The sequence below is a fragment of the Microbulbifer sp. MKSA007 genome, from assembly GCA_032615215.1.
Taxonomy (GTDB): domain Bacteria; phylum Pseudomonadota; class Gammaproteobacteria; order Pseudomonadales; family Cellvibrionaceae; genus Microbulbifer.
The window spans coordinates 1,216,562-1,231,697 of the sequence record CP128433.1 but is presented as its reverse complement, the minus strand read 5'-3'; the positions used below and the strand labels follow the sequence as shown (position 1 = coordinate 1,231,697).

Below are 15,136 nucleotides of genomic sequence, written 5' to 3'. Positions count from 1 at the left end.
CCCGCGCGAGGCGGGCGATTTCAACTTGCCTGCACAGCAGGCTCCATTTGCGGGCTCTAAGCCCTAAGGCGGACAGCCTGTCCGCCTCTCGTCAGTTGGCTGCGATTATCAGGAATCAGCGAGGCGTAGAGCTGATAACTTGCCGTCATCCGACAGCACAAATATCAGATCGCCATCAACCAGAATGGGGATGCGAATCGCATCACCGTCCACCTGCTCGCGGCCAATAAATTGTCCGGAATTGGGGTCCAGCACATGCAGGTAGCCTTCCAGATCTCCCACAACGACCACGTCCTGGAAGAAAGCCGGTCCGCTCAATTCGCGGCGCAATAGTTCGTTATTACTCCACTCGATCTGGCCGCTGCCCACATTGTAGGCATAGACGCTACCGGAGGCATCACTGAGGTAGACATGGCCACCACCTACTGCCACTTCGTGGTGGGTAGAGGCATCGCGAGCCCAGAGGCCGCGGCCATTATCTTTGGACAGGGCGACAACACGGCCCTGGTAGCTGGCGGCAAACACCAAATCGCCGCGCACTACTGGAGCACCATCGATATCAACTACCCGCTCCAGCTCCGCAGAGCCCTGGGGAATAGCGACTCGCTGTTCCCAGCGCTGAATGCCATCGCGGGCGTCCAGGGCCAGCAGTTTGCCGTTATCCAGGCCGGCAATCACCATACCACCGCTGATAACAGGTGCTGCAGTACCGCGCAGGGTCAGTACTGGCAAGTTGGTATTGTGGCTCCACAACTCTTCACCGCTGGTAGCGTCGAGGCCAACCAGCTTGCCATCTACGGTCTGCAGGACAACCACGCCAGCACCGATCGCTGGAGCGGCAACTACTTCGCCGGAGACTTGGTAATTCCATAGCTCAGCGCCGTTTTCGAGGTCCAGAGCCACGGCGCGGCCGCGGTAGTCGGAGACTACCGCCATGCCCAGGCCAGTGCCCACACCACCGCTCAGATCTACATCCAGATCTGTCTCCCAGAGCTTGCGCCCGGAGCTGCGATCAAAAGCACTGATTTCACCATCGCTGCTGGCAGCTATCAGGCGACCATCGATAAGGCTCGGCTGCAGCATCGCGTAACGCTTTTGGTCAATACCGCCAATATCGGCAGACCACACCTCTTGCAGGGCAACAGTGGAGTTAATATCCACCAGTTCGACGGGGTCGACATCTTCCTTCTCGTCATTAGAGGCACAGGCAGCCAGGGCCACCGCTAGCGCCACCGCTGCAGTGCGACCCGCAGCGCGATTCAGAAATCCCATTACTCGTCTCCCTCAGATACAGGCTCGGTTTGGTTCTGAGCGTCACTGCTCTCGGTTATCGCCAGGCTTTCAGCCTTCAGGCGCAGAAGTTGGGTGTTGCCCGCTTGCTCTGGCAGAAGCTCTGTCAGTGCTTGCTCGTACGCGGCACGCGCACCGGCGATGTCACCCTTTTGCTTCAGGATATCACCACGAGTCTCAGAATAAAGGGCCGCGAATGCCGGGGGTATAGTGCCCTCGAGCAACTTCAGGCCTTCATCAGACTCACCACGGGCCGCCAAAACAGCGGCCAGGCGGCGTTTAGCGAGCAACTCCAGGCTTGCTTCACTGGTGTTGTCGAGTACCCACTGCAGCTGCTGCTCGGCAGCTTCCAGGTCATTGCTCTCCGCTGAAATAGCCGCGAGACGCAGTGCAGCCTGGCTGGCGTAGATACGTTTGGCAAAATCATCTTTCAGCTGCTCGGCCACATTCTTGGCAGTGGTAAGCTGCTTGTTGTCCGGTTGATTGTTGTTGGCGGAGACCGCTTCAACGAAAGTCTGGTACAGGTCAGAGGCCGCTTCAGCCTTAGTGCGCTGATCTCCCTGCCACCACTGATAACCGAAGTAACCGGCCAGGGCCAGCACGACGCCAGTCACAATTCCCTTGCCATTTTCCGCCCACCAGCGCTTCAGCGTTTCTATTTGTTCTTGTTCGGTAAGATGCTCAGCCATTGGGTAATTTGCCTTTCCTGTAGATTACTAACTTTCCCGGCGGGGGCCTCCGCCTCCCTCAGTGTTTCTTTCAGCCTTGCAGCAGTGCTGCCAGCTCTTTCGGTGCCAGCGTTTGCTGCGGTTGGTCAGCGCGAAGGTACTTCACAGTTATCTGACCACTTGCAGCCTCATCTTCGCCGATAATCAGCGCATAATCGGCGCCGCTCTTATCAGCTTTCTTCATCTGGCTTTTAAAGCTTCCTCCACCACAGTGCAACTGCAGTCGCAACCAGGGCAGCTCGTCGCGCAATTGCTCGGCGGCTGTCATGGCAGCTGATTGTACATCACCAACGGCAACCAGGTAGGCATCTACCTGTTGCGAAAGGGACTCAGGCAACACTTCTAGGGTTTCTAGCATCAATACAAGACGCTCAACACCCAGGCCAAAACCCACGCCCGGGGTGGCTTTGCCACCCATCTGTTCTACCAGGCCGTCATAGCGGCCACCGGCACATACAGTGCCCTGGGCACCGAGGCTGTCGGTCACCCACTCAAATACAGTTTTTCCGTAGTAGTCGAGACCGCGCACCAACTTGGGATTGATCTCATACTTAACGCCTGCCCCGTCCAAAAGTGCCTTTAACTGACTAAAGTGGGCGGCGGATTCCTCATCGAGGAAGTCCAGTAGACAGGGCGCATCCGCCAGCAGTTCCTGAGTTTGCGCATTTTTACTGTCGAGAATTCGCAGCGGATTGCGCTCCAGACGGCGCTGGCTGTCCTCATCCAGCTGGTCACGACGCTCACTTAAATAAGTGACCAGCGCATCCCGATAAGCAGCGCGGCTCTCGGCGTTACCCAGGGAATTGAGCTGCAGGGTCACATGTTCGCTGATACCCAGCTGACGCCACAGTCGTGCAGTCATGATCAGGATTTCTGCATCGATATCCGGCCCTTGAATGCCAAACACCTCGACACCAAACTGGTGGAACTGACGCAGGCGCCCCTTCTGTGGGCGCTCATAGCGGAACATAGGGCCGAAATACCACAGGCGCTGTGGCTGGTTCAGCAGGTTGCTCTGGATTGCTGCACGCACAGTGCCCGCTGTGCCCTCAGGGCGCAGGGTAACGCTGTCACCGCTCTTGTCATCAAAGGTGTACATTTCCTTCTCGACAATATCGGTAGCCTCGCCCACCGCACGGCAAAATAACTGGGTCGACTCCAGGTAGGGAGTGCGAATTTCGGTGTAGCCGTAGCGACTAGTAAGTTCACTCAGTGTGGCTTCCACGTACTGCCATACCGGGGACTGTTCCGGTAGCAGATCGTTCATGCCGCGAATTGCGCGAAGCTGTTTCAACGCTGTTCCTTAATTTTTCACTCAATTAATTGGGTCTTGCGCAGGGAGCTGTTGCCCTCTACGCCTTGGCGATGATATCCGCTTCGCGCTCGGCCTTGGCGGCCGCCTTCTCGCGAATCAAACGCTCTAAATCATCCACCAGATTTTCATTCTTAAACTTGCGGTCTGGCTGCCCATCCACATAGATGGCATGGCTCGGGGTACCACCAGTCAGGCCTACATCGGCTTCTTTCGCTTCGCCGGGGCCGTTGACGATACAGCCAATTACTGCCACATCCAGCGGTGTAGTCACATCTTCCAGGCGCGTCTCCAGCTCATTCATGGTTTTCACCACATCGAAGTTCTGGCGCGAACAGCTGGGGCAGGCAATAAAGTTAATACCTTTACTGCGCAGACGCAGGCTTTTGAGCAGATCCCAGCCCACTTTGACCTCTTCTACCGGGTCTGCAGCCAGGGAAACCCGCAGGGTGTCACCGATACCGTCGAGCAGAAGGGCACCGAGACCAATCGCCGACTTCACTGTGCCGGCACGCAAGCCACCAGCTTCGGTAATACCCAAGTGCAGCGGTTGCTCAATCTGCTGGGCCAGCTTGCGATAGGCAGCCGTGGCCATAAAGATATCGGATGCTTTTACACTGACTTTGAAGTCCTGGAAGTCCAGGCTGTCGAGGATCGATACATGGCGCAGCGCCGACTCTACCAGAGCATCCGGCGTGGGCTCGCCATACTTTTTCTGCAGGTCTTTTTCCAGGGAGCCCGCATTGACACCGATACGAATCGGGATATTCAGATCGCGAGCTTTATCCACTACGGCCCGAATACGCTTCTCTCGGCCAATATTGCCGGGGTTAATACGCAGACAATCCACCCCCAGGTCTGCGACCCGCAGGGCGATACGGTAATCGAAGTGAATGTCTGCGACCAACGGGACATTCACCTGTTTTTTAATTTCTCCAAACGCCTCTGCGGCATCCATGCTGGGCACAGAAACCCGCACTATATCGGCTCCAGCCTGTTCCAGGCGCTGGATCTGGCCAACAGTAGCTGCTACATCGCAGGTTTCGGTGTTGGTCATACTTTGCACCGAGATCGGGGCATCCCCTCCGACCGGTACATCACCCACCATGATCTGGCGCGACTTGCGGCGGACAATGGGAGATTCAAATTGCATAGGCTGACCTGGTGGTATTACTGATAAAAATCGAGGGGAGATTATAGAGAGATTGGGCGCAAACCTACAGGGTTCGCGCCCAAACGGGGAAGATCATCTTAATCGCCGACAATCAGACGACGAGTGCGGCGGTCGCCAATAGGCTGGCTGTCGATAGTTTCATCGCGGTAAACCACATGGGTTGCACGGGCATTTCCCAACATCAGCTCAAATGGAGCATCTCCATCTAAAGATTTGGCACTGCCAGCAGCTTGGACCCCGGCCAGTAAAATCACACCTTGTGCGTCTTTCACCTCAACCCAGGCATCTTCATCAAAGCGAAGCCGCAATGCGCCTTTCAGGGCCTGGTCCAACTGGGCTACTTGGGCGGGAACAGGCTCAACCACTTTTTCCACAGAAGCAGCGGGTTTATTCTCCACCGTTTCAGCACTGCCAACCTCAAGCTGAACATGAGCAACTCCATTTGATGCTGGTGCAAATGGCTCTGAGCTCAACTCTTCAACTGCAACTTCCTGCCCCTCTACTTCAGTAACCGGATCAGTTACAACTTCACTGGCAACGGGGGCTTCGGCAACCAGGTCCGCAGTATCCTCACCCATGGGCATACCGGGAATATTGACTGGAGTACCGTACTTCCACCAGAAGACACCACCCGCGAGCAACAGGGGAATCAGGGCCAGGGCACCATGTCCGCGCTTGCGCTCAGGGCGAAATGCCTCGGCTTTAGTGGTTCGCCGGGATTCACTGCGCTGTGCTGGCTGCGGCCGATCCCTATCATAGGCTTCCAAAGCCGGCTCAGCAGGAATATTCAACTCGCGACAAATATTGCGGATATAGCCTCGCGTGTAGACAGCTTCTGGCTGCTTTTCGTAATTATCGCTTTCAATCCACTCAACTGTGTTATCAATAATACACAGGCGCTGCGATAACTCCTCTCGGGACAGCCCGGCCGCTTCCCGAGCCGCCAGCAAAAGATTGCCAGCGGAACCCTTAGAAGTTTGCGTATTGGATACGACCTCACCACCTTCGCAGTGTTCGGGACTACTATCCGTCATTACCACTCAACTCCTGATATTTCAGTGTCTCCGCAGAGTACGGGTACAAATTCTTCAAAGCAAGGGCGTAACTTCGCTCCTTGTCACGATTGCCAAACACCTTCTCGATACGAATCCCAAGCCACAGTGACTGGGGAGTCTGGCGATTCTTTTCACTAAACTGATCCAGGTACGCCTTGGATTTTGCGTAATCACCGGCGTTAAATTTCAGCTCAGCCATTTCGATCAACGCCAGCGGCAAATCGGAGTTCAGTGCTAACGCCCTGGCATAGGCCCCTTCCGCCTTGTCGGTGAGACCCAGACGCGCGGCCGTACGACCGTAGTTAACCAAGGCAAAAGATCGACGATTATAGGTGAGGTCTGTAGAGGCGAGTTCGAACTGCTTGAGGGCCTCTTTATAGCGCTCTTGTTTATAGAGAAAAACGCCGTAATTAGTGTGAGCCATGGAAAACCCGTCGCTATAGCGCAAGGCTTTCTTGAAGTGAGATTCCGCAATATTCAGCTCACCATCCGCTTGATAAAGCAGTGCCAGACCGTGATGTGCCAGTGGGTTCTTTTTGCCCAATTCCAAAGCACGATTAAAATGACGGCGGGACTGCTCCCTGCTGTTGGGGTCCCGCAAATAGCGAAGCCCCAACTGAACATGGGTCTCCAATGCCTTATCCAGGTCAACTTCCTTGCGCTCGGGTCCCCCAGAGGTTACACACCCCCAGCAGAGTACCGAGCAGCACCAGGAGCGACAGGCTCTTAAATTTCGCGGACACTACATCACCTGTATCTTTATTTTTCACTTATCGGCCCAGCGAGATTGCGCGGGTGTCACCAATACACCAATGAGTGCTAACGCCAATCCCTGGACAAAGCAAGCCCGCAAAACACAGCAAAACCCAACATCGACCACCGGCATCCACTGGCAGTGGTAAAAGTACATATCGGTATTTTGTGTGAGAAATCTGATTCCGCCTCAGCTGGCACTTTCCAAATCCCTATACTGCCGGAAAGCCTTGCCAGTTGCAGCCCTAAAACCCAATCAATTCCATTTAGTGATGACTTTGTCGAGTATTGTCAATCCGCCAGTACCGGTGTACCGGCGGAATAAGTAAAAAGGGCTTAGAAGAGTTAGAGTTGATTACCTTCCTGGTCAACCGCATCCAGCTGCATGCCATCTGGACCAGTGTCCCGCGGCGGAATCAATGACTGGACTGCATTGGAGTCAGTATTTGCCGCATCTGGATCAGTTAGGGTTTCGAGGAACGCTACCAGTAAATCAACCTCCTCGTCGTCCAAATTCACAGCGCCGTCGCCATTTTCAGCCAACAGTGCTTCAGTCAGTGCCTGGCCATTGGGCGCAACTTTCGCGGCACACTCATCCACCTCTGCAAACTGATCCAAATCGCACATCTCACTGTTGGTGAAATACTGGGAAACAGAGTCGGCTCGACCAGTGTAGTGTTCGACATTTCTTTTCAATGTACCGAACTGACCTGCGTGTCCCCAGGGGCCAGTGAGCGCCACATTAAGCAGCGTTGGCGTGCGGAAGCTGCCGCTTCCATTACCACCCAAGTCAGCACCACTGCCACTCTCATCTTTACCAACACCAATCTGTGGATAACTGACAGCTCTCAACCCTTGATTAGAGAAAAAGGCTCCTGAGTGGCAATTTGTACACCCTGAATTTCGTGTCATAAAGGTAATTGCCCCTCGCTTTTCATCGTTATTGAGGGCCGCAAGGTCTCCATCAACATAATCAAAGAAGGGGTTATCGATAAAAATTTGCACCGCTTCGTAAGAGGCAATTGCCTCTGCAATTCTGCTGAAGTTAATTGCCGAATCGCCAAATGCTGCGGTAAACATTACACCCCACGAGTCCTGGGTTAATTTTTCAGCGAGAATATCCTCACGATAATCAGTAAAACCATCATCGCTGGTATCGTCGTAACCGAACTGGGTGATATCCCCCATCTCAGCAGCTTCTGTGACCGGGAAGTGGGCTTGGGCCATCATCAGTGCGAGGGTACCAGTACCCACGGCCGCCTCTGTGTTGCGAGTAACATCCCGGGAGTCTGTCCTGAGCCCGCCATTACCATTGATCGCCACTCGGTTATCCCAGAACAAGCCATTATCCCAAAGGGCTACATTGCAGATAGGCTGGGCATTTCGCGGTACCAGCGGAACTTCATTCTGGCCGTCGGAGCGACCGGGACCGACTAATTCAGCATCAACGGGATCAACACCAACTGGCATGGACAGGTCATCACCACCACAACCTATTGCCGGGTGGTGGCAGGAAGAGCAAGATGCATCGCCATCAGCGCTCAGGTTTTTATTGTGAAACAAGCGCATACCCAGCTCTACCATGACAGGGTCCTGTTCACTTCTGACCCGGGCAGCAAAGGCGCGCATATCTTCCAACTGCTCGGCCATGCCAACGTCATCCAGCACTGCCTGTAAGCAGCTATCGAGACTGCCATCAGCAATATTGACCGCTGAACGCGCATTTTGACATTCATCAAAATCGGAAATTCGGCTATCAGAACCGTCTGCATCAGAACCATTACTGAGGCCGTCATTAGTATTATTTACCAATGTTCTGGCAGTGACGCTGGCGGTCTCATCTTCGCTGTCGACATCGCCGGTGGTTACTGAGTAGGTATATTCAGTGTCTGATGAGAGACCTTCATCGACATAGTATCCGCTAGTCGTCTCAGCAACTCGTTCGCTGCCACGATAGATAACATAGGTCGCACCGGTGCTTTCCCAGGAAAGACCAATGCTGGTACCGGAAAATGCGTTGCCGATCAGTTCTGCAGGAATAATTCCCTGACCTGAGCCTGTATCGCCATCGCCATCGCCATCGCCATCGCCATCGCCATCGCCATCGCCATCGCCATCGCCATCGCCATTTTCATCATCACCTGAACCAGAATCACCATCACTGCCAGTATCAGAAGTTTCAGTAGGTGTGTCATTGTCACTACTTGAGGAACCACCTCCTCCGCAACCCACCATCACAAGAAATAGAGATAGGACCAGCAGCTTTACCAGAGCCGTTAGCGATAGTGTGATTTGATTTTTATCAACATTCATAGTTCTTGACCTGCCCGTCAATGACCTTTTCTTATTCCGAGTTCTGGACACTAAATACAGGGCGAAGTGCCAATGCTGACACCAAAGGGTAATTGAATGCTTGCCATTAAATTACAGGGAAAACCTTTAAATTAGTATTTACCAGATGGAATCAGGAATAATTTCGGCCCACTGTGTCCAGCAGCGAAAAATCTCACTGTAATTACAAATTGGATGTTTTCATTTTGAACTACTGTAACGATTCAGAGTAAGAAACTCTGCTAAGGGCGTCGCAACAGTACATTGCCAATGTCCTCAAAATGATAAATTGAATGGAAGATTAATCACACTTGGAACGCTATAGGCAAGAGCGGGTTTTAAGCTTTTAACCCAGGCAATACTCTTGTACTTATTAGAACAGCAGTTGCCGGCATTTGCTGGCAACTGCTGAGAAGGGCTATTTCAGTTTAAATTACCCAATCGGCGATGTTGGAGAAAAACAGTTACAGGCTTCTGCCATCCTTGTCGATTGCATCCAACTGCTTCCCATCAGGCCCACCATCTCTGGGAGGAATCAAGAATTGAATCGCATTCGAACTGGTATCGGCAGCATTGGGGTCTGTGAGCGTCCCGAGAAATGTCACTACAAGATCAATTTCATCGGCAGAAAGGCGGTTAACTCCTCCTCCTTCATTTCCATCAATAATGTTCTGGGAATGGGTTAAACCATTTGGAGCCACTTTATTGGCACAACCCTCAACATCCTGAAATTGCACAAGATCACACATTTCACTATTTTCAAAATACCGGGTAATTGAGGCTCCCTGGTCACTGTAGTGCTCAACATTCCTCTTCAGCGTACCGAATTGCCCATTGTGCCCCCAAGGCCCGGTAAGTGCCACGTTGAGCAACGTCGGTGCACGAAAGGCACCAAACCCAAGTGATCCCTCGCCGCCCCAATCAGCCCCATTCCCACTCTCATCGGTGCCTACCCCTATTTGCGGATAGTTCGCAGCCATCAATGCCTCAGATGTGAAAAAGGCCCCCTTGTGGCAAAAAGTGCACCCCGCCTCCTTAGACATAAATGTAATGGCACCACGTTTTTCCTCAGCGCTGAGCGCCTCCAGGTTGCCCCCGGTATATTCAAAAAACGGATTATCGATAAATATTTGCACTGCCTCATATGCAGCTATTGCTTGAGCGATCCGACTGAAATTAATCTCAGAATCACCAAATGCTGAAGTGAATAACGGCGCCCAGGCTTCAACATCCAGGTTTGCGGCTAAAATATCCTCACGATAGGAAGTAAAATTCTCATCAACAGAATCATCGTATCCAAAATCGATTATGTCACCCATCTCGGGAGGTGCTGTAACAGGGAAGTGGGCTTGAGCCATTAACAGTGCCAGGGAACCAGAGTCCACCGCTGCTCTAGTATTTCGGGTGACGTCCGTTGATTCTGTCCGCAGGGTCCCATTAGTCCCCATAGAAACACGGTTATCCCAGAACAGGCCGCGACTCCAAAGCGAGGTATTGCAAATTGCCTGCGAGTTTCTAGGCACTAGTGGTACTTCGTTAATACCGTCCGACCTGCCTGGTCCTAACAAAGCAGTATTCACAGCATTTACCCCAACAGGCATCGATAGATCATCTCCACCGCAACCAATCGCAGGATGATGACAGGAAGAGCAGGAGGTATCTTGGTTAGCACTTAAAGACTTGCTGTGGAACAGGCGCATGCCCAGTTCTACCATGGCCGGATCCTGTTCGCTGCGAACCCGCGCTCCAAAAGCACGTATATCTTCAACAAGGGTCACCATCCGGTTAAGCTCAAGCATTGCCCCTAGGCAGGTGTCCAGATCCTCCTCAAGCAGGTCCAATGCACTAGAAACATTTCTACACTCTGCAAAACTAGATATTTGTTCATTCAGAACATCGTCTTCTGTACCGTTATTCAGGCCAGTATTTGTGTCATCAACTAGTGTCTTGACTGTAACCTGCGAAGTTTCCGATTCGTTTGCAGCATCAACTGTACTGACAGAGTAAACATATTCGGTGTTAACTGAGAGGCCCTGTTCGACATAATAGTTATTGCTGGTTTCCGCGACCTTTTCACCGTTTCGATAGATAAAGTAAGTCTCACCATCTCTTTCCCAGTTAAGACCGATACTGGTTCCCGAGTGGGCATAGCCAATTAGCTCAGCGGGTTCACCGGCTTCTTCAGGCTCAGGCTCAGGATCAGGCTCAGGATCAGGCTCAGGATCAGGCTCAGGATCGGTGCCCGTCCCTGAGCCAGAACCGGAACCGGAACCGGAACCGGAACCGGAACCGGAACCGGAACCATCATCACCCTGAACGGTATCTGCAGGCGAATTATCCTCACTACCAGATGACCCGGAGCCGCAACCAACTAACAGCGAAAACAGCGTGAGGAAAAAGAGTCTAAGTAGGACTCTGGGAAAGACTTTTTGATCGAACTTCTGAGCACTCATAAGAATCCTAGTGGTCCCTTCCATATATTTTTAATAGTTCATAGGTGATAACGCGACACCAATAGATTTGGTTGACCAATTAAGGAAGAAATGTGAACAAAAGTCCGGAGTGAATCCCGGAGGGAACGACCAGCTCACCAGAATTTCAGGGGATAGAGTTTTTTTCCAGCAACAACTGACTAAAACTTCGCAATCCAGACGATGACTTATACCTAGCCCTGATCGTAGGAATTCACTCTCGAATCAACTCCGGCCTGGCTCTGGAAGCAAAGTAAGAATGAAACTGTGGTGAATTTTAAGGCAGAAGGCGGTTGCCTGAATGATGAATGCGAATAAAGGTCGCTAATGAAGAGTTGGCATCTCACCAGTAAGTCAATATTAGTGAGATGCTCAAATAAAATGCAGGAATGTTAAAGTTCGTTGCCGTCCTGATCCCAGGCATCCAGCTGCATTCCATCGGGTCCGCCGTCACGGGGAGGAATCAGGGATTGGGTTGCATTTGAATTTACATTCTCAGCATCCGGGTCAGTGAGCGCCTCAAGAAATGCCGCTAACAGCTTCACTTCATCGTCGTCTATCGGAAGTGCTGCATCACCATCTATCTCCAGAATTGCCTCGGTCAACTCCAGACCATTGGGCGCAACTTTCGCTGCGCAGTCTTCTAGCTCAGCAAACTGATCCAGATCGCACATTTCACTATCTGCGAAATACCGGGACACCGAATCCGCTTGCCCGGCATAGTGCTCAATATTTCTTTCTAAGGAGCCAAACTGCCCGGCGTGCCCCCAGGGACCAGTAATGCCTGCATTGAGCAGTGTTGGAACACGAAAGCCACCGAGTACTGCCCCTCCCCAATCAGCGCCATCATCCTCTTTTCCGACACCAATTTGAGGATAGTTAACGACCCTCAAACCCTGGTTAGTAAAGAAGGCGCCCGTATGGCAAGCAGTACAACCAGAGCCTGGCGTAAAATAAGTAATTGCTCCCCGCTTCGCATCGTCATCCAGCGCTGTCAGGTCACCGTCGATATAGTCAAAGAAGGGGTTATCAATGAAAATATATACCGCTTCATAGGCGGCAATCGCCTGTGCGACCCTACTGTAGTCAATACTGTTGTCTCCATAAGCGGCAGCAAATAAGGGGCCCCAGGACTCCTCATTGAGCTTTGGTATAAGATATTCCTCACGGTAATCAGTAAGGTCATCGTCGCTACTTTCGTCGTAGCCAAATTCAGAAATATCCCCCATCTCAGCAGCATCAGTCACCGGAAAATGGGCTTGGGCCATCATAAGTGCCAAAGTACCGGTACCTACCGCCGCTTCAGTATTATTGGTTACATCCCTGGAGTCTGTTTTAAGGCCACCGTCGCTCGTGAAAAGAACGCGGTTGTCCCAGAATAATCCATTATCCCAGAGCGCCACATTACAAATAGGCTGGGCATTGCGTGCAACCAACGGCACTTCGTTTTCACCATCGGAACGCCCTGGGCCAAGCAAATCGGGATCAACGGCATTAACCCCAACAGACATGGAAAGATCATCACCAGCGCAGCCTATTGTCGGGTGGTGGCAAGAAGAGCAGGCGGTATCACCGTTAGCACTAAGACTTTTACTGTGGAATAACCGCATACCCAACTCAACCATCTCCGGGTCTTGCTCACTTCTAACTCGAGCAGCAAAAGCGCGCATATCCTCCAATTGCTCTGCCATTCCCACTTCATCCAGCACAGCCTGCAAGCAACTGTCGAGACTACTATCGTCAACATCTACGGCTGAGCGCTCATTTTGACATTCATCAAAATCAACAATGCGCTTTTCAATGGCCTCTGCTTCAGTACCATTGCTCAGGCCATCATTCGTGTTATTAACCAGTGTTTTTGCAGTAACACTATTAGTATCACTATCAATACTCCCCACACCGACCCAATAACTATATTCAGTATTAACTGAGAGGCCTTCATCCACGTAATGGTTATCTGTAGTTTCTGCGATCAATTCGCCATCGCGATAGATGCTGTAGGTCTCTTCAGAGTCCTCCCAAGAGAGCCCTATGCTGGTGCCGGAGAAGGGATTTGCAATCAGTTCAGCAACCAAGATCCCCTGCTCTGAATCGGATTCATCATCTGACCCAGTATCACCATCAGTATCACCATCAGTATCACCATCAGTATCACCGTCCGAATCGTCACCATCGTCTGAGCCAGAGCTATCCCCAGAGCCGCTATCATTTTCAGTAGTTTCTGTCGATGAATCATCCTCACCGCTAGAGGAACCACCTCCCCCACAGCCCACCATAAATAGAAATAAAGAAATGAACAGCAGCTTATTCAGCGCTACAAGCAATTGGGTTAATTGGTTTTTTTCCGCGTTCATAATGTTCGAACAGTCCCGTCGATAACTTTTCTTTTCCTAAGCCAGGCAACTCAGAGAACTCCATGCACTTCAACTCTCAACACAGCTGTGCAAGCATTTCTACACTTTGTTTTTCCTGAACCTAAGCACGCTGTAACAGCTCCAGGCCAAATGAAAATGACTGGATAGCACGCTATAGCGTCATAATGTTTTGATGGATGTTGGAGATACGGGTGTAGCTACTGCAAAGATCCAGTGCCAGACGGTCTAGTGAAGACCTCTCTCCAATGGCCAGCTATTTCATTCAAAGTCAAAATGTTGCAAGCAAAATGCAAATTAAAAAAATATGATCGTTTTGACCTAATCTCATGCATATATCCAACGCTCCCTTCCCGGGTAAATTTTCCTCGAGCGTTAAACGTTAGATAAAGCAATTTCGTTGACACGAAAAATAGAATAGAAAGGAACTTTTAGGCTAAACAGAGTTTTTTTGAGAAGGGGAAAATCGAAGCCAATAGGCTGCCAACAATTTGGCAACCTATACAAAAAATTACCAGCGACTAGTTAACAATACGAACAGGGCGCTCTGCATTGCGGTAGCGCTCGGAGCGGCGGGTACGGTCATTAACACTGCCTGCCAACTGACCACAGGCCGCATCAATATCATCGCCGCGTGTAGTGCGCACAGTCACGGTATAACCTTTGTCGAGCAAAATCTGCTGGAAGCGACGCAGTGCGTTATTACTCACTCGCTGGTAGTCGGACAACTCAAACGGGTTAAAGGGAATCAGGTTAATTTTCACCGGAATCTCTTTAAGCAGCTCTGCCAATTGCTCAGCGTGCTCCGGGCGGTCGTTAACCTCGCGCATCAGCGTGTATTCAATGGTCATTTTACGGTGCGTATCCGGCATGCGGTCGATGTAGCGCTTGGCGGAATCCAGTAGCACCGCAATAGGGTATTTTTTATTGATCGGCACCAACTCGTTACGTAATTCATCGTTGGGCGCATGCAGGGAAATTGCCAGGCTCACATCGGTCACATCGGCGAGGCGGTCCAGTGCGGGCACTACACCGGAGGTCGACAGGGTGACGCGACGCTTGGAAATACCGTAGGCGTTATCTTCCATCATCAGGTTCATGGAATCGACCACATTGTCGAAATTGAGCAATGGCTCACCCATGCCCATCATAACTACGTTGGTAACCTTGCGCGGTCCTTTCGGGTCCAATTGACCGAAAGATTTACAGGCAATCCAGACCTGCCCGATAATTTCTGCCGCCGTTAAATCGCGGTTAAAGCCCTGCTTGCCAGTTGCACAAAAGCTGCAATCCAGGGAACAGCCCACCTGGGAGGAGACACAAAGGGTGCCGCGATCACCATCGGGGATATAAACAGTCTCGATAGCATTGCCACCGGAGACTTTAATTAACCATTTCCGTGTGCCATCGGCGGAATCCCACTGATTCAATACTTCCGGGGCACGGACTTCGGCCACTTCCGCCAGCTTTTGACGCAGGGCCTTGCTGACATTGGTCATCTCAGCAAAATCATCAACCCCATTCTGGTGAATCCACTTTAAAACCTGAACAGCGCGGAAGCGCTTCTCGCCCAATGATTCAAAAAAGGCGGCCAGCTTTTCTACCGAAAGGCCGAGCAGGTTGGTTTTCTCTGTGGTCATTCATTTCACC

Annotated in this window: 9 protein-coding genes and 1 pseudogene; all 10 read right to left on the bottom strand. The window is 51.7% G+C overall.

The window, feature by feature from the left end; translation table 11 throughout:
* Positions 1-108: 108 nt before the first annotated feature.
* Positions 109-1,272, bottom strand: coding sequence for an outer membrane protein assembly factor BamB (bamB, locus tag QT397_08185; GenBank protein WNZ57303.1), 1,164 nt, complete (start codon positions 1,270-1,272; stop codon positions 109-111).
* On the bottom strand, positions 1,272-1,979 hold the full coding sequence (locus QT397_08180) for a tetratricopeptide repeat protein (GenBank protein ID WNZ57302.1): 708 nt from the start codon (positions 1,977-1,979) through the stop codon (positions 1,272-1,274). Before QT397_08180 ends, bamB begins: the two co-directional genes overlap by 1 nt.
* Positions 1,980-2,049: 70 nt before the next feature.
* On the bottom strand, positions 2,050-3,312 hold the full coding sequence (gene hisS, locus QT397_08175) for a histidine--tRNA ligase (protein WNZ57301.1): 1,263 nt from the start codon (positions 3,310-3,312) through the stop codon (positions 2,050-2,052).
* A gap of 58 nt (positions 3,313-3,370) precedes the next feature.
* Positions 3,371-4,483 carry a flavodoxin-dependent (E)-4-hydroxy-3-methylbut-2-enyl-diphosphate synthase gene (ispG, locus tag QT397_08170; GenBank protein ID WNZ57300.1) on the bottom strand — a complete coding sequence of 371 codons (1,113 nt, stop codon included), beginning with the start codon at positions 4,481-4,483 and terminating at the stop codon, positions 3,371-3,373.
* Between the two features lie 98 nt (positions 4,484-4,581).
* Entirely contained in the window at positions 4,582-5,538 is a 957-nt protein-coding gene (locus QT397_08165; protein WNZ57299.1) for a DUF4115 domain-containing protein, read from the bottom strand.
* Positions 5,528-6,208: pseudogene (gene pilW / locus QT397_08160) on the bottom strand (type IV pilus biogenesis/stability protein PilW). Before pilW ends, QT397_08165 begins: the two are co-directional and overlap by 11 nt.
* 449 nt (positions 6,209-6,657) lie before the next feature.
* On the bottom strand, positions 6,658-8,625 hold the full coding sequence (locus QT397_08155) for a cytochrome c peroxidase (GenBank protein ID WNZ57298.1): 1,968 nt from the start codon (positions 8,623-8,625) through the stop codon (positions 6,658-6,660).
* A 482-nt stretch (positions 8,626-9,107) separates the two neighbouring features.
* A complete protein-coding gene (locus QT397_08150; protein ID WNZ57297.1) occupies positions 9,108-11,096 on the bottom strand; it encodes a cytochrome c peroxidase in 1,989 nt (662 codons plus the stop codon).
* Between the two features lie 410 nt (positions 11,097-11,506).
* Positions 11,507-13,468 (bottom strand): cytochrome-c peroxidase, encoded by a 1,962-nt coding sequence (locus QT397_08145; GenBank protein WNZ57296.1) that lies wholly within the window; start codon positions 13,466-13,468, stop codon positions 11,507-11,509.
* 539 nt (positions 13,469-14,007) lie between these two features.
* On the bottom strand, positions 14,008-15,126 hold the full coding sequence (gene rlmN / locus QT397_08140; protein ID WNZ57295.1) for a 23S rRNA (adenine(2503)-C(2))-methyltransferase RlmN: 1,119 nt from the start codon (positions 15,124-15,126) through the stop codon (positions 14,008-14,010).
* Positions 15,127-15,136 lie beyond the last annotated feature (10 nt).

What these genes read in the sequence shown, in the direction of transcription:
- bamB (WNZ57303.1), bottom strand. Translation starts at nt 1,272, where the DNA reads ATGGGATTTCTGAATCGCGCTGCGGGTCGCACTGCAGCGGTGGCGCTA.
- QT397_08180 (WNZ57302.1), bottom strand. Translation starts at nt 1,979, where the DNA reads ATGGCTGAGCATCTTACCGAACAAGAACAAATAGAAACGCTGAAGCGC.
- ispG (WNZ57300.1), bottom strand. Translation starts at nt 4,483, where the DNA reads ATGCAATTTGAATCTCCCATTGTCCGCCGCAAGTCGCGCCAGATCATG.
- QT397_08165 (WNZ57299.1), bottom strand. Translation starts at nt 5,538, where the DNA reads ATGACGGATAGTAGTCCCGAACACTGCGAAGGTGGTGAGGTCGTATCC.
- QT397_08155 (WNZ57298.1), bottom strand. Translation starts at nt 8,625, where the DNA reads ATGAATGTTGATAAAAATCAAATCACACTATCGCTAACGGCTCTGGTA.
- QT397_08150 (WNZ57297.1), bottom strand. Translation starts at nt 11,096, where the DNA reads ATGAGTGCTCAGAAGTTCGATCAAAAAGTCTTTCCCAGAGTCCTACTT.
- QT397_08145 (WNZ57296.1), bottom strand. Translation starts at nt 13,468, where the DNA reads ATGAACGCGGAAAAAAACCAATTAACCCAATTGCTTGTAGCGCTGAAT.
- rlmN (WNZ57295.1), bottom strand. Translation starts at nt 15,126, where the DNA reads ATGACCACAGAGAAAACCAACCTGCTCGGCCTTTCGGTAGAAAAGCTG.